This window comes from Paenibacillus profundus, from assembly GCF_021369635.1.
In the GTDB taxonomy this organism is placed as follows: Bacteria; Bacillota; Bacilli; order Paenibacillales; family Paenibacillaceae; genus Paenibacillus_B; species Paenibacillus_B profundus.
On record NZ_JAJNBZ010000011.1, the window covers coordinates 90,244 to 105,091 of the forward strand.

At 54.2% G+C, this 14,848-nt stretch carries 11 protein-coding genes; 4 read left to right on the forward strand and 7 right to left on the reverse strand.

All coding sequences use genetic code 11. The features are described 5' to 3' along the window. Positions 1 to 665 precede the first annotated feature (665 nt). A complete protein-coding gene (locus LQV63_RS14955; protein WP_233697315.1) occupies positions 666 to 1,712 on the forward strand; it encodes a lytic polysaccharide monooxygenase in 1,047 nt (348 codons plus the stop codon). Positions 1,713 to 2,533: 821 nt separating this feature from the next. On the opposite strand, the gene LQV63_RS14960 is transcribed toward LQV63_RS14955, so the two are convergent. The 3 genes from LQV63_RS14960 to LQV63_RS14970 all read right to left on the reverse strand — a co-directional run bounded on the left by LQV63_RS14960 (position 2,534) and on the right by LQV63_RS14970 (position 6,174). Then, positions 2,534 to 3,760 carry an RtcB family protein gene (locus LQV63_RS14960; protein ID WP_233697316.1) on the reverse strand — a complete coding sequence of 409 codons (1,227 nt, stop codon included), beginning with the start codon at positions 3,758 to 3,760 and terminating at the stop codon, positions 2,534 to 2,536. Positions 3,761 to 3,829: 69 nt separating this feature from the next. Next, positions 3,830 to 4,636, reverse strand: a complete 807-nt coding sequence (locus tag LQV63_RS14965) for a nucleotidyltransferase domain-containing protein (RefSeq protein ID WP_233697317.1) — start codon at positions 4,634 to 4,636, stop codon at positions 3,830 to 3,832. A gap of 44 nt (positions 4,637 to 4,680) precedes the next feature. Then, positions 4,681 to 6,174: a TROVE domain-containing protein gene (locus LQV63_RS14970; protein ID WP_233697318.1), complete on the reverse strand. Its 1,494-nt coding sequence runs from the start codon at positions 6,172 to 6,174 to the stop codon at positions 4,681 to 4,683. 616 nt (positions 6,175 to 6,790) lie between these two features. Between LQV63_RS14970 and LQV63_RS14975 the strand changes: the two genes are divergently transcribed. From LQV63_RS14975 to LQV63_RS14985, 3 genes are all read left to right on the forward strand, one after another. Beyond that, positions 6,791 to 8,122: a helix-turn-helix transcriptional regulator gene (locus LQV63_RS14975; protein WP_233697319.1), complete on the forward strand. Its 1,332-nt coding sequence runs from the start codon at positions 6,791 to 6,793 to the stop codon at positions 8,120 to 8,122. Continuing rightward, positions 8,091 to 8,954, forward strand: a complete 864-nt coding sequence (locus tag LQV63_RS14980) for a WYL domain-containing protein (protein WP_233697320.1) — start codon at positions 8,091 to 8,093, stop codon at positions 8,952 to 8,954. The genes LQV63_RS14975 and LQV63_RS14980 overlap by 32 nt, the downstream gene beginning before the upstream one ends. A 185-nt stretch (positions 8,955 to 9,139) precedes the next feature. Then, a complete protein-coding gene (locus LQV63_RS14985) occupies positions 9,140 to 10,345 on the forward strand; it encodes an MFS transporter (protein WP_019422266.1) in 1,206 nt (401 codons plus the stop codon). Between the two features lie 686 nt (positions 10,346 to 11,031). Here the strand turns inward: LQV63_RS14985 and LQV63_RS14990 are convergent. From LQV63_RS14990 to LQV63_RS15005, 4 genes are read right to left on the reverse strand one after another with little or no spacing between them, the layout of a single operon-like run. Further along, positions 11,032 to 12,045 carry a hypothetical protein gene (locus tag LQV63_RS14990; RefSeq protein ID WP_233697321.1) on the reverse strand — a complete coding sequence of 338 codons (1,014 nt, stop codon included), beginning with the start codon at positions 12,043 to 12,045 and terminating at the stop codon, positions 11,032 to 11,034. Positions 12,046 to 12,081: 36 nt separating this feature from the next. Next, on the reverse strand, positions 12,082 to 12,915 hold the full coding sequence (locus tag LQV63_RS14995) for an ABC transporter permease (protein ID WP_233697322.1): 834 nt from the start codon (positions 12,913 to 12,915) through the stop codon (positions 12,082 to 12,084). A gap of 6 nt (positions 12,916 to 12,921) precedes the next feature. Beyond that, positions 12,922 to 13,827, reverse strand: coding sequence for an ABC transporter permease (locus LQV63_RS15000; RefSeq protein WP_233697323.1), 906 nt, complete (start codon positions 13,825 to 13,827; stop codon positions 12,922 to 12,924). Continuing rightward, positions 13,781 to 14,836 (reverse strand): ABC transporter ATP-binding protein, encoded by a 1,056-nt coding sequence (locus tag LQV63_RS15005; protein WP_019422261.1) that lies wholly within the window; start codon positions 14,834 to 14,836, stop codon positions 13,781 to 13,783. Before LQV63_RS15005 ends, LQV63_RS15000 begins: the two co-directional genes overlap by 47 nt. Positions 14,837 to 14,848 lie beyond the last annotated feature (12 nt).

Consider the following 14,848-nt stretch of genomic DNA (forward strand, 5'->3'; position numbering starts at 1 on the left):
ACCATTGGCGCAATGCAGATGCTCTTTTGCTTGCAGCACTACTATTTTTGTCCCACTTCAAAATAATTAAAATTTCTTATAGCATAAGCGGTTAAACTTTAGTATAATGTGTTGAAATAACTGGATCCCCGCCCATCTATTATGAATCACTTTTCTTTTGCAGCAATAATCCACCCAGCTTATCTTGCCAATTAACCGCATGTTGACTTGCGTTTTCCAGAACTGGTTTATTCATTTCCACACTTCCTGCAAGCGTTTACCTAATCTTATTGTGAAGTTCCTCATCGTCATCGGCCCGCACCTTAGAAAGGCTTCACATCAGTCTCTTTTAGACCTTCTGCTCTCCTGATACCATACATCACAGCCAGTTTCGCATCATGTGTCTCATATGAATCTGCCAACGCATCCCGTTGATTTATTGGATCGTCTTTTTATACAAGTGTTGTCCGTTATTTCCAATAGTATGCTCCATATCTAGTCCAACTGCAGGTCGCCGTAACGTATTATACGCTCTCAGTCTTAGCCCTAGATCGGCTAGCTTTCTCAACCACCAATAACATAAACGCTTTAATTCTATGAAGGAGGTGATGCAACAGCTCATTAATAGAGTACAGTCACAATGTTGCTTGTATTCCATAATCCACCCAAACCAAGGAGGTAATGAAATGACAGATTCACGCATTTGGAACCACATGTTATCCAAAGTATCGCCATTGTTCGTCGCTTTTGCTGCCCTGCTGCTCGGTGTGACTTGTATGGTCGTGTTCGCAGAAACCGCTTCGGCACACGGATATATCGAGGCGCCTGCAAGCCGCGCACTTCAATGCAGCCAAGATTTGAACACGAACTGCGGTCAAGTAAAGTATGAGCCGCAAAGCGTAGAAGCGCCGGGATCGTTCCCATCTGGCGGCCCTGCTGACGGTCACATCGCCGGCGGCGGCGTGTTCCCGGAGCTTGACGCGCAAAGTGCGACTCGTTGGAACAAAGTTACTATCAATGGCGGCACCAACACATTCAAATGGCATTTGACTGCTCCTCACGCTACGAAAGAATGGAAATATTACATTACAAAAAAAGGCTGGGACCCGAACCAGCCGCTAGCCCGCGCCAATTTGGAACTGTTCTGTTCCTTCAATGATGGCGGCGCAACACCATCGAATAAGGTCACGCATCAATGCAGCGTGCCTACCGACCGCAGCGGCTACCATGTTATTCTCGGCGTCTGGGAGATCGCCAACACTCCCAATGCCTTCTACCAAGTCATTGACGTGAACTTAGTTAACGGCGGCTCCGGCGAAGATTTGCCGACAGTCCCGGCCAATGTCGTATCCCCATCTCAAACAAAGACAAGCGTCACACTTAATTGGTCCGCTTCTTCTTCGGCGATCGGCATCAAGGAATATGAAGTATACCGGAACGGCCAACTTGTCGGCAAGACGACTGGGACCTCCTATACCGACTCTGGGTTGACGGCGAATACGTCCTATACGTATACCGTCCTCGCCGTGGATACAGCCGGGAACAAGTCATCATCCTCATCCGCATTAACGGTTAAGACGTCGAACGACAGCAGCGTCTATCCGGCGTGGGAAGCGAGCAAAGTGTATGTCACTGGCAACCGGGTGACGCACAACGGCGTCGTCTATGAAGCGCGCTGGTGGACTCAAGGCGAAGAGCCAGGCAACGCTGACGTGTGGGTAGCTGTGAATTAACGTATATTTAATTCATAGCAAGAGCAAACAGGCTAACGACGTGAACCCCGTTGTTAGCCTGTTTTTTGTTTAAATCTGAGTTTGTTGGGATGAGGAGTGTAGCGGATGCGCCAAAGTCTGGTCGGAACGTCAGGAGGAGTTTATTTCATTGGAAAATGTCCAGTGGATTAGGGGACAGCTCTGCTGAAGAGGCATTCCATTGGAAATTGTCCAATGAATTCGCCTAATGATGTGCTGCCGACCGGAAATAAAGCGATTTGATTGGAAGTTTTCCAATGAAAAGAGCATTTCGCCCTGACAACGCGGCATTCCATTGGACATTTTCCACTGCTCGACAGAATCGCCAACTTAGCCTCCAAATAGCATACCAAGTCGCGGCTCCCTATACCGTATGCATGAAACCCGTTTTGACTCCCTGTTATCCCTGTTATCCCTGGTTATCCCTGTTGTGTCCCTGTTGTGCTCCTTCACAAGTATATTGCTTCATTCTCCCCTTCCATCAGGGAATGATAAATAACTCTTTTGTTTCTCATATTTTGAATAGTTGTGATCATAATGGCCAGCTGCTACCGGAAAACGATGTGCATTCGGCGGCTGTCACTGTTCTGATTGATTGGGAGATTGGGCATATGCATTCAAGCAACACACGGTCAACGTCGAGCCGAGGACAGTTTCCGGATCTGAGTGGATGGGAGAATGAACATAAGGCCTTTATGAATAAGGGGAGGGGGCGCGGGAGGAGCCACGAGCAGCCATGACACTTCTGTGCAGCAGTAAAAAAGCCTTTGTTCCTCCCCACGGGGCTGGTCCAAAGGCTTGCATTAATCCTTGTAAGGGTCAAACTCGTCCGCGCCGGCCATGCAGACGCCGAACGGCTTCAGCACGTGCAGCACGTCGATCGTGTCTGCATGGGCGTCTAGCACATCCTGCAGCTTGCGGTACACGAACGGGCTCTCGTCGGTGCCCGCTCCGCGCAGCTCCACGCCGAAGCTCTGAACGGCCGCCTTCATTTGCTCTGGTGCAATTTGTCCGCCTGTCCGTGTACGAGTCTTCCAGTTCATTTTTCCAGCTGCTTGGGTGCGGCTCATGATGCGGCCCGCGCCATGCACGGTGCTGTAGTAGGCATCCCGATTCTCATCCGTATCCTTCCCGCGGACGATGACCGAGATGTCACCCATGCTGCCGCCGATGAAGCCGAGCTGTCCGGGCGCCGACGGAGTGGCCCCTTTGCGAACGACGATGTTGTCGCTGCCGCCATGCTGCTCTTTCCACGCGTAATTGTGGTGGTTATGCACCTCGAAGTCCGCCTCCGCGCCGAGAATAGATAGCACCTGGCGAATAACATAGTCCCGTCCGGCGTATGCGTACCGTCCTGCTAGCTTCATCGCACGGTAGTACATATCGCCGATCTCGCTCTCCAGCTCAAGCAGCACCGGCGGCTGATCCATGCTTTCACCGGGCGCCTTGCCCAGAAATTCACGCCCAGCGGCCAAATTCAAGAAGCCGCTAGCCGTCTTGTGTCCGAAGCCGCGGCTCCCGAAGTGATTCCCGATCCACAGCATGCCCGTTCCGGCTTCCTCGAACAGATCGACGTAGTGGTTACCGCTGCCGACCGTCCCCAACTGGCCGCGGGCCAGCGCCTTCAGCTTGTCGTGCTCTTGGCGCCCAATGGACATATAGACGTTCCAATCCGGGTCGTCGAACAGCTCATGATCTACTTTCTCGTCGTTGTCCCGACCGACGCCGAATGATATCTTCTTCGCAATCTCGTCCATGATGGCTCCGATTCTCGGCTTGATGTCAGCAGCGGACAAGTTCGTCCGCACCGCCTTGTTGCCGCACCCGATATCATAGCCAACGCCGGAAGGGGAGATCTGACCGTCATAGACGACGACACCCCCAATCGGTTGGCTGTATCCTTTATGGTGGTCCGCCATCAAGAGCGCCTGCACGACGCGGCCATTACGGGCACACGTCTTCGCTTGGGAGACAGCGCCCTCCTCCGGCTTGCCCCATACTCGCACGCCTTCAATTGTTTCATATGCCATTTGCTTCAACTCTCCTTGCCTATCTGCCGTTATTACGCGCTTTGTCTTCCAGCAATGCTATCGCTTCAGTCACTGCCAATCCCCACTATGCCCCCACACTTCCCGCAACGCCGAGCGGAACAGATCATCCAGACTCCGATCCTGATATTGCCGGCCTTCAGCTGATTTTAGATTCAAGGCCGTCCGTTCATAATGCTTGATGCGCTCTTCGAGATACTCATTAATGGATTGTATTCTCGGCTCGAAGTCCAGTTCCTCCCCAGACTTTTTCCGCACCAGTAAATGCTCCACCGCTTCCCTCAGATCACTGCCGTCCGGAAGCAGCTCGCGGACCAAGACGTCGAATTCCATCGGCGGCATCGCGTTATGCCGTTCAATCCAGCCGCACGCCAGTATCGGACGGAGCACGTAGAAATACTTCTTGATTTTGACCCGCTCCCCCTGCAAATACTCCCGATAGTTTCCCTTCGCCATGTTGAGGTAATGGCACATGCACGATCTCGGCGAAAAGGCGAGCGGAGACAGTCTGCGGATCTGCTCTGCGACCGAATACGTCTCCTCATATTGTATCGGTGACTGCAGCCATTCCAGCAAGGGCGGATTCGACTTGCGGAACAGCCGCAGCGCTTTGAGCACATCCCAGCCGTTGATATCAAGCTGGTTGCTGATGGGCCGCTCAATGACATCCCTGCGATCAAAGATGGACAAATACCAGTCCACCGGCCGGACATACAGGAAGCGGACATCGTAATCGCTATCCTGCGATGGGAATCCCCATGCCCGGCTTCCAGATTCGCAGGCGTACACGATACGCACGTTCTCCTGCCGCTCAATTTGCCGAAGCTCCTGCCATATCGTTTGCTTAACATCGGACATGGTCGTCCCTCCTATTTATGTTATCGAGTTGCGTTTCTGTGCTGCTATAATTCTTCAGCTTCCACACGCTCAACAAGCGTCGAGTAGCCCTGCACCGTCTGGGCGATGTACGTGAGCACGTTGTCGCTCCATCCATAGATGTAGTGTGTATTCGGATCCTGCGGAGGCACCATCGCATTGCGATAAGGCGCGATGTCCACGATGAAAGCCTTTACCTCTGAATTCACCTTCGCGCGGTAAGCAGATAGCGCCTCATAGAACGGGCTGCCGCTGTTCTGCTGCTCATCCGTAATAATGACGATCTGGTCGACCTTCTTCTGCTGCCGGAGAAGTTCCCGCACCGGCGCTCCGGTATCGGTTCCACCGCGGGTTCGGATACGCTCCGCCTGGGTCAAGATGCTGTCATGCCGCGACGGCTTGGCGTCCAACACTTTCGTGTCGAATAGCCAGAACAGCGAGTTGCCTTGCGTTTTCTTATATAATGCCAGCGCGAACACCGACCCGATGCGCAAGTATTCCCCACTCATCGAGCCCGAGATGTCCAGGAAGATCGCGGTCTGCTCGCCCAGCTCCGGCAAGTTGCCGAAGGTCAGCTCCACCGCCTCACGCAGCGCGTCGCGCAGTACAGGATGGTCGACCTGCTCATATGCCAGGGCGAAGCGGAACGGCAATATTTTAGCCTTAGCCAGCGCTTCGCGATCGGTCAGCCGCTGCACGACATACTTTAAGTTCGCTTCGCTCTCGAACACGCCCGCCCGGAGCAGCGCATTCAGGTGGCGCAGCAGCGCAAACGCAGGCATTTGACGCAGCAAAGCTTCCCATATCGCCTTTGTAGGCTTGATTGCACCTGTCACGGTCGAATATGGGAGCTTTCCCTGCGCGATCCAGCGGAGCTGCTTCTTCTCCGTGTTCGCGCGCTTCAAGTTCTCCAGCGCCTCCACCTGCGGCAGCAAGGCCAGATTCGCCTCATGCCCGCGCAAATACCGGAACAGCGCCTGCTGCTTCAGGTCGGCCGGCTTCGGATGAGCCGTGGCTATCGCATCGCCCAGGTTGTACCCGCGGCCGCGACCATTATACTTGAGCGCCCAATATTCCGATACGCCGGCGAGGAATAGGTTCACCTGCCGCTTCACGGCGCGTCCGCCCTCCCCGCGACCCAAGCCTTGCAGGATGGTGAGGAAGTCAGATAGATCGGAAGGGATGAGCACCACCTTGAGAAACACCTTCGCAAATAAATCCGGACGGTAATACGACAGCACGGCCAGCCCATACAGTGGCTGCAGGCGCATGTAGCCTTCATTGCGCGCATAGACAAGCGCCTTGGCCATGAACTGCGGATTGCGATCAGCCATCTCCAGATGCATCTGCCCTGCGTCCTCCAGCAGCTCGTTCCGATCCGCATAAAATGTATTGCCCATTGTATTCGTCAAAAGCGTCTGCAGATATTGCTCCTCCGCAGAACGCGTATATGCAGGATAACCGTCTTTGTTTCTTGTCGTCGGCTTCACGGCCGAAAACAATTTTCGTGCAAAGCTCATGATTGTTCAGCCTCCTAGTTCATAGAAATAAGCGGCGAGGAAAGTGGGGGAAGATTGTATGCAGGATTCGAACCTGCCATAATGCCCAATCAAACTTAGATGGCCGCTCTATGCGAAGGAACCCTCCCCGGCGCCTCGCCGGATTCAATCATTTACATGTAAGTTAATAACAGAAGCGAGGAAAAGAGTGAAAAGGCCACATGATGCTCCGGACGAACCGATGGACACCGTCATTACTTTTCCCATAAAAGTCGAAGGATCCCTTTCGAGCGCCTCGCTTCACGATATTGTTTTTTGGAGACGATCCATGAGGAAGTTGGGCGGACAGGCACGTAACTGCTCTACCACCTGAGCTATCCCGCCATATGTGGCGGGAGTTGGACTCGAACCAACGACCTGTCGCTTAAAAGGCGAAGGAACCCGTCCATGCGCCTCATGGACCGCCGTGCCGCCTTCACCTGAGGTGTCGGCTTCACGTCCTTATCTTCGCTCATTTTCGAAGGCGCGAACATGGCGGAAGTATTACGACATGAGAAAAAGTTTTTCATTTCCCCCATATGTCTCCCCTGCTAAAATGGAAGATAGTCTTGAAAGAACCGGAAAGGAGGCTCCTCCCATGGCAAAAGAGAGCTTCGATAAAGAAATCCAGTTTCTGCGCATGCTCGTGCTGACCAGCGGCGCTTACAGCCGGCAGCAATTTGCGCAGCGCTTGGGCATATCGGTGCATACGTTCGACAAGACGATTCGGCGCCTGAAGGAAATCGCACATACGGTATATCAGCAGCTCCCCCATGATCAGGGCCAGGAGTTCGCAGAGACACTGCGCTTCAATTATTATGAATCGGCGGACCCAATGCTTCTGTTCTTGTTCCGGGCCAAATCGTTGAAGGAATCGGAAAGCTATCGTTTGTCGGTTATCTTGGCAGCCTTGCAGGAGCAAGCGAAGACCGCGATGGAGCTGATTGACGCTTGCAGCAGCCAGCTTCCTGAAGAATATCCGCTTCCGGACGAAAAGACGATTCGTTCCGATCTGAAATATTTGGAGGACATCGGCGTCATTCGTAAGATGAAGGGCGGCCGGCCTTACCGGTATTCGATGCGCCATGATATTGTCAACGAACTGACGGATGACGAATTGATCGACCTGTACGACTTCGTCGATGTCATGGCGAATACGCAGGTGCCTTCCGTGCAGGGCTATATCCTCAGGGATAATTTGAAGCAAGCGTTAAAGCTGAAGGAAATGGACGCCAGCATGGCGGAACCATTTCTGTACAAGTATCATTATTACTCGCGCATTTTGGATGAGGCGCATCTGTATACACTGCTGCAAGCGATACGAGAGCGCCGCAAGCTGTCGTTCCTCTACTTCTCGCCCAAGGCGCGGAAGAAGTACGCCTCCCAGAACACGAATCCGCTCTTCCAACGCGAGACGCAAGGGAAGCAAGAAAGCGTGCTGCCGCTGAAGGTGGTCTATGACCATCAATACGGCAGATGGTATTTGCTCGGCCACACCTCTCGGCTAGGGCTCATGAAATACCGGATGGAAGGACTGACTCAAGTTCAAGCAGGCGAAGCCGTGCCTGAAGAACTGTTCACCCGCAAGCTGCAGGAGCTCGAAGAGCGAACGCGTCACAGCTGGCTCGTCGACACCGGTCATCCGGTAAGGGTGCGAGCGCGGTTCTATAACCCGGAAGGCGCTCGCACGAACTTCATCAAAGAGCGGGTGCTGCTGCAAGGCCAATGGGGACGCATCGTCGAGGAAAATAACGATTCGTTCCTATATGAAATCACGGTGAACGGGATGATGGAGATTAAACCATGGCTGCGCAGCTTCGGTTCCAGCTGTGAAGTGTTGAAGCCGCTGAAGCTCCGGCAGGAGCTGATCGACGAGTGGAAGGAGATTCAATCGTACTATGACGATGAACCTGTTCGAGAAGATTTTTAATTATCAGATTATGTCGCGGCTGGAAGAGTCCGGCGCGTTCGCCGTCACTTCACACGAACGGTCATGGTTAAGAGCGATGCTGGACCACCCTGCGGCAGCCGATGCGTTCACGCCGGAGACGATGGCGAAGCTTGCGGCCGTGCTGCAAGCTGAGGCGGACATCGATATCGCGGAGCATGTCATGGAAAAGGCATCCAGCGTCGAGCGCCAAGTATACCACCCGCTCCTGCGCCCTTTGCGCCGTATTATCGCAGAGCGTCAAGGCAGTCGCATCTCGTATCGGCTCAAGCACGGAGGCATGCAGCACGAGCAATCCGGATTCCCTTATAAGCTGGAATATTCCATGGTCAAGCGGGAGTGGTACTTGCTCTGGTACCATCCGCGCCGTCATATGTTCATGTCGACGAGGCTGCGGAATATCGCAGATGTGCAGCAAGAGGAGATTTCTCCTGCACGAGCGGAGGAATTGCTGAGCAAGATCGCCGCCATCATAGATTCCCGCAAAGAGCATGCAGTCATCGAAGTGATACGGATCTACAACCGGGAACTGTCCCGCATTATGTACGCGTTCTCGTGCTTCGAGAAGGAAGTGGAATACTTCGATGACACAGATACATATCGGATCCGGCTTACATTTATGGGGGATGAATGCGAGTATATTTTGTCCAAAATCCGCTTCCTCGGCAAACGGGTGCGCATCATCGAAGGCGAAAAATTGCAGCGCCGCATGCGTGAAAGTGCGGCCAAGACGCTCGCGCGATACGGAATCGGCGAAGAACACGACCAACTGAACGGAGAGGAGCAGCGTGTAATTTTTGATAGCTCAAGCTAACAACGAGGCTTTCTTCTGAATTATAGGAAGGAGCCTTTTTTTCTATCCATTTTTCCCGTAACAACAGGCTTTTTTTGTAGGATTATATCATTCCATTACAGCGTCAGAGGAGAAAAAGAATGAAGATTGCTGTATAATAGTTTAGGTCTAAAGTGTTCGGTCTAAATATGGGGAGTGAAGATCTAATGGAAACATGGAAGAAAAATTTATGGATTCTATGGGTCGGCTCATTCATCGTATCCTCCAGCTTCTCGATGGTCATTCCGTTCCTGCCGCTGTTCCTGATCCAGATCGGCGTCAATGACCATATCGAGCTGTGGTCCGGGATTTTGTTCAGCAGCGCCTTTCTGGCCGGGGCCATCGCATCGCCTTTCTGGGGCGCCGTCGGCGATAAATACGGCCGCAAGCCGATGATTATCCGGGCAGGGCTGGCACTGTGTGTCATTTATCTCCTGACCGCGTTCGTCACCAGTCCGTATCAGCTGCTCGTGCTGCGGCTGCTGCAGGGCTTGCTGTCCGGCTTCATTCCGGGCTCCATCGCGCTCGTCGGCACGAATACTCCAGAGAAAAAGGTCGGCTATGCGCTGTCGATGATATCTACAGCTACCGCAACCGGCAGCATTATGGGGCCGATGCTGGGCGGTGTGTTGTCGAAAATTTTCGATAACCGGATCGCTTTCGGCAGCGCGGGGGTGCTCTGCTTCATTGCGACGATGCTCATTATTTTCTGGGTCAAAGAGGAATCCTTCGTGCCAAGCAAGGACAGCGGCTCAATCGTGCACACGATTAGTCTGGCGGCTCATAACAGGCCGTTTATGATCGTGCTCGTCCTGACGCTCTGTACCCAATTCTCCGTCATGACGATTGAACCGGTGCTGCCACTGTACATTGTAGAGCTCGGCATTTCGGCCAAGGATGCTTCACTGGCTGCGGGCTTCGTCTTCTCGTTGGTCGGGGTCGCCGGCATCCTGTTCGCCCCCCGCTGGGGGAAACTGGCCGACCGGGTCGGATTTCACAAAATATTGTTAATCGGCCTGCTGGCCGGAGGTATTGGGACACTGCTCCAAATTCCGTTCCACAACATATGGTGGTTCTCCATCATCCGGTTCATGTACGGCATCTTCTTCTGCGCCGTGTTCCCGGCGTTGAACGGTCTCGTCGTCCGCACGACGGAAAGCGAGTTCCGCGGCCGCGCCTTCAGCTTGAACCAGACCGCAAGCCAGCTCGGCGGCATGCTGGGACCGCTCGTGGGAGGCGCCATAAGCGGCGTGTTTTCGATTCACGCCGTCTTTTGGGTGACCGGTATCCTCTTGCTAGGCACGATGAGCCTTGGATACTGGTCGCAGCGGCATGCGAAGCAGCAGCCTGCTACGGTCAGCCGCGGCATGTGATGGCGGTGCAGTGGATTAGGTGAGAACAGCGCCGCCGACCGTATGGCTGCGATAGCAAAAAACCGAGGCAATCCGAGAATACTGAATAAGGCCTTGATTCTCTACAAACATAGAGAATCAAGGCCTGTTCTCGTAGTAAGCAGGCAGTCCGAAAACAACAGCCCCCCTCTCTTTCGCAGGCGTGCAGTGGCTCGATCAGACTGAATGGGAGTCGCTCCTTCCGCTCTTTGCTTCACTCTCCCCTTTCATCAGGAGGCGGCATGCCCAATGACTGACGATTCTGGTTAACTGCCATCAGAAGGCGGCATGCACATTGACGATTCTGGTTAACTGCCATCAGGAGGCAGCATGCACATTTGACGATTCTGGCTAACTGCCATCAGAAGCGGCCGCTTCATGCCATAGTTCACGAAACGGCATTTGCCTTATCCTCGTTCCCCTTCCTGACTGCAGGGGAGAATGGACATAAGGACCATTGCACAGAAGTCAGTCAATATGTTTTCCCTCTTAAAAGGCAAGGACAGTTGCCATACTGAATGAAGGGGAGAGTGAGGCAAGAGATGGAATAGACATACCTTCTCCGAACCGTTAGATTCGATAGTCTCCATTTTCTGCGGTTCGAATTGCAGTGTCCCGTCAAAACAATGCTGGCTTTATTCTCCCCTCCAGTCAGAAATTTCACGAGATCAGTTGATTATGGAACCAGATGTCAAAAGATTCGGGAGATGGCAGTTTAGTCGATTGTGCCCGCTGTTCTTCCATTGATACTCCAGCTTCTGGAGCCCGCTGCACATCCGAATGATGGCCTTGGCATCTGCTCGCCCGCTATGGACGGCCATCAGGAAGACATTTTTCAGCGCGTCCGCCTTGCGTGCGATGTCCCGCAGCAGATGCGCCCGTTCGCCTATGCCCTCCACCGCTTCCACGAAGCAGGAGAATACATAGCGCGAGCCCGCGATGAACTTGAAGGCATGAGCATGACAATCGTACAGCTCCGTCAGGTCAGCGAATGGCCCGGCATCGCCGCTCGCCGCGAATGTGCATACCGTGTCATAGAAGGACAGATCATCCTCTAAGACTCTCATTCGGTCGGTATAACGCTCCATTATCCGTTCCACGTCTACGGTTTCCGGCTGCTCCCGATTCCTAAGGATGAACGCCTTCCTGTCCTCCTCCCTGATGCGCGGGTCTTCGCACATTCGCCGGATATCTTCCTCAGATACCGTCCCTTCGTATTCGGGATACATATCACGCACGTAATAACCCAAAGACACACCCGGTCGTTCCTCCGCAGCCCACCCGCGTATCCAAATGGAGTGCTCCGCTTCTGGACTGCCGAACTTTTCTGGCCTCGCATAGGGCACTTCACCGCAAATAACCCAGAGAAAGATAGCGCGTGTGGCGGAATCCGCCTCCTTCAAGAGCGGTGCAATATCGTCATAGCACGTATATGGCACGCGCTCGAATGGAACTTCAATGAGCTCCAGATCCGCCGGTTCAAGACACGGGGAAGCGTAGAACCACGGCTTCGACTTTTTCACATATAAATGCTCGTAAATGTCACTCGTGCTCTCCCACGCATTGTAATACAGCAGCTCGACAGGAATCCCCCAGTCCTGCAAAGCAAGGGACAATTGAATGTTCCGGCAATTGAAAAAGCTGTGCTCATAGCGCAGTCTCTCTTTTGTTGTATCCACCATGACGATCTCCTTCCTCCGTATCCAATTCGGCACCATCTAGCTGCCGGCGCTGCTGTAGCTGCGGACGGCTCGCTTCCAGCACCATCTCACAAGCACGAACAGCAAGACGGGCGCTGCGACCGCCCAGATGATATCCCCCATGGCGAGCTCGTTCAAGACGAACTTCGGCGCATAGTTGCTGATGAGAAACACAGGGATGATGTACACGCCGATGCGCTGCAGCCATTGCGGGAAGATATCGAGCGGCATATTGTTCGCATCCCAGATGGAATGCGCGATTTCTGTCACCGCGCCGGTCTGCACGAAGCGGAAGGCCAGCAAGGCCGGCAGCAGCATAATCCCGTATGTGACGGCCAGGGCCGCCAGCAGCAAAGCAGCAAAGCCTGCGATATTTCCGTTAAGCGGCAGTCCAGATCGATGCCAGCCGACGGCGATCATCATCGCCCCGGCTACGACATTGGGCACGGGCAAACCAATGTCGACGTAGCGAAGCGAGACGAGAAATTGCAGCGAGACTGGCTTCGTCATGAGCAGATCGAGCGTGCCGTCCCTGATGTATTGCTGCAGGCGGATAAAATTAACATAAAACAGTCCCATGTACAGGCCGGTCATCATCGTGTAGGTGCCGATGAACAGCAGGATGTGGTCTGGAGTCAGCTTGCCGATATGCAAATCGGTCTGATACACGATAAGAATGTACAGCGCCTTGGCGCATAGAAAGGCGATTTCGACCGCAATGCCCATCCAGAAGTTAAAGCGGTATTCCATGCCGGCAGAAAGACAGTTCTTGACGAACACGCCATATAGCCGCACATAATCGGTTCCTCTGTCTAATGCTGCGCGACATTTTGCAAGCAATCCGGTGCTCATCGAACATCACCCTCCCAACCCGACGTACCGTTTCAAGCCAAGCCGCCACGCCGCATGCGCGGCTCCGGCCAGCAGCACGATCCAACCGCATTGGATGAAGATGCCAGTCAGTGCTTCGCCCTCAGCCAGCCGGCCATTGAGCACGTTGACCGGGAAATAAATCGTATATTTAAACGGCAGCAGATTAAACCATCCATTCAGCGTCTCGCCAAACACTTCGAGCGGCACCATCCCTCCGCTTAAGATTTGCACGACGAGTCCAGTAATGACGAAGAAGTACGAAATCTCCGCCAGCCGAAACGCCAGCGCGCATATCGCATACGACAGCAGGAACTGCACCGCTGCCGCAAGCACGAGGGCCGCGGTGAACAGTCCGATTCGAACCGGTGACAACGGCGTGTGCCCATAACGGATCGCGATCAGCAGCACCGTTGTCACCAAGACGATCAGCACGCTGTCGGACACGACCCGGCTCCCCGCATAGGCGCTGAGCCGATAGCCAAAATAGCTGACTGGGCGCACGAGGTAAGTGTTCAGTCCGCCGCTCTTAATATCTTCCGCGATCGTGTGCTCCAGCTGGGTCATGACGAACTTCGCCACGATGCCCGACAGAATGGTATACAGTATCATTTGGCCGTAATCGTATCCGTACAATACGTCTTGGGCAGACGAGCGGTACACCGCAGTCCAGATCAAAGACTGTATGCCGACAGGGAACACGAGGCTGACGAGTCCGATGACGAACTGAAGCCTGTATTCAAGCGATGCCTGCAGTCCAATTTTGAACGCGGCGGCGTATTTGCCGCTGCGCGATCGCTTGCTGTACACGGCGCCAGCTTCAGGCTGCATGCTGCCCGGCTCACCGCTATCCCTCTTGCGCATGCCGCTGCCGCGTTCCGGGTGCTTCTCCATCGTCCCCTTCTCCTTCATTCCCAAACTTCGCTTTATACAGCCGCTCGATCACTTCCTCAACGGGGACCTCCTCGACCGTCCAATCCTCGACGAGGTCGTGATCAATCAGCAACCGGGCCAACGGCTTCACCTCATCCGCCGACACCTCCAGCTCGGCCGTCAAGCCGTCGTGGGTGCGGACAACCGCCAGCAGCCGCACGAGCTCATGCAGTTCTTCCGGCGGAATGAATGCGGCGAACCGCACCTTCATCCGCTTGCGGCGCCCGAACGACTCGCTCATCCGGGAGAGCTTCCCATCATAAGCAATCTGCCCGCCATGGATCACGAGCGCCCGTCCGCAGACGTGCTCTATATCGCGCATGTAGTGGCTCGTTAACAGGATGGTCGCTTGCTTCTCCTCCTTGTACGCTTTGAGGAATTGGCGCACGTTCTGCTGAGCGGCGAAGTCCAGCCCCAGCGTTGGTTCATCCAGAAACAGCAGCTTCGGCCGATGAATGAGCGCAGCGATGATCTCCATCTTCATGCGCTCGCCGAGCGACAAGCGGCGCACCTGCACGCCGAGCAGATGCTTCACATCAAGCATTTCAGCCAGTTCGTCCAGCGTCATCCGGTACTCGCGCTCGTCGATTCCATAAATGCATTTGTTCAAGTAAATCGATTCGTTCGCCGGCAGATCCCACCAGAGCTGGCTCTTCTGGCCCATCACGATCGCGAAGCGGCGCTTGAACTCGCGGCGGCGCTCCCATGGCACATAGCCGAGCACCCGCGCCTCCCCTGCGGACGGGTGCAGGATGCCTGACAGCATCTTGAGCGTCGTCGTCTTGCCCGCTCCATTCGGTCCGATGAATCCGACCGCTTCGCCCTGACCGATGTCGAACGAAATATTGGCGACGGCATGGCGGTACAGCTGCTCGCGGTGGAACAAGTTCCGCAGCGAATGTCTGAGGCCGCTCTGCTTGCGATAATAGGCGAACGTCTTGCTCAAATCACGTACCGTTATGGCGCTCATCGCAGCTTCCCC

What these genes read in the sequence shown, in the direction of transcription:
- LQV63_RS14980 (WP_233697320.1), top strand. Translation starts at nt 8,091, where the DNA reads ATGACGATGAACCTGTTCGAGAAGATTTTTAATTATCAGATTATGTCG.
- LQV63_RS14990 (WP_233697321.1), bottom strand. Translation starts at nt 12,045, where the DNA reads ATGGTGGATACAACAAAAGAGAGACTGCGCTATGAGCACAGCTTTTTC.
- LQV63_RS14970 (WP_233697318.1), bottom strand. Translation starts at nt 6,174, where the DNA reads ATGAGCTTTGCACGAAAATTGTTTTCGGCCGTGAAGCCGACGACAAGA.
- LQV63_RS14995 (WP_233697322.1), bottom strand. Translation starts at nt 12,915, where the DNA reads ATGAGCACCGGATTGCTTGCAAAATGTCGCGCAGCATTAGACAGAGGA.
- LQV63_RS15000 (WP_233697323.1), bottom strand. Translation starts at nt 13,827, where the DNA reads ATGGAGAAGCACCCGGAACGCGGCAGCGGCATGCGCAAGAGGGATAGC.
- LQV63_RS15005 (WP_019422261.1), bottom strand. Translation starts at nt 14,836, where the DNA reads ATGAGCGCCATAACGGTACGTGATTTGAGCAAGACGTTCGCCTATTAT.
- LQV63_RS14975 (WP_233697319.1), top strand. Translation starts at nt 6,791, where the DNA reads ATGGCAAAAGAGAGCTTCGATAAAGAAATCCAGTTTCTGCGCATGCTC.
- LQV63_RS14965 (WP_233697317.1), bottom strand. Translation starts at nt 4,636, where the DNA reads ATGTCCGATGTTAAGCAAACGATATGGCAGGAGCTTCGGCAAATTGAG.
- LQV63_RS14985 (WP_019422266.1), top strand. Translation starts at nt 9,140, where the DNA reads ATGGAAACATGGAAGAAAAATTTATGGATTCTATGGGTCGGCTCATTC.
- LQV63_RS14955 (WP_233697315.1), top strand. Translation starts at nt 666, where the DNA reads ATGACAGATTCACGCATTTGGAACCACATGTTATCCAAAGTATCGCCA.
- LQV63_RS14960 (WP_233697316.1), bottom strand. Translation starts at nt 3,760, where the DNA reads ATGGCATATGAAACAATTGAAGGCGTGCGAGTATGGGGCAAGCCGGAG.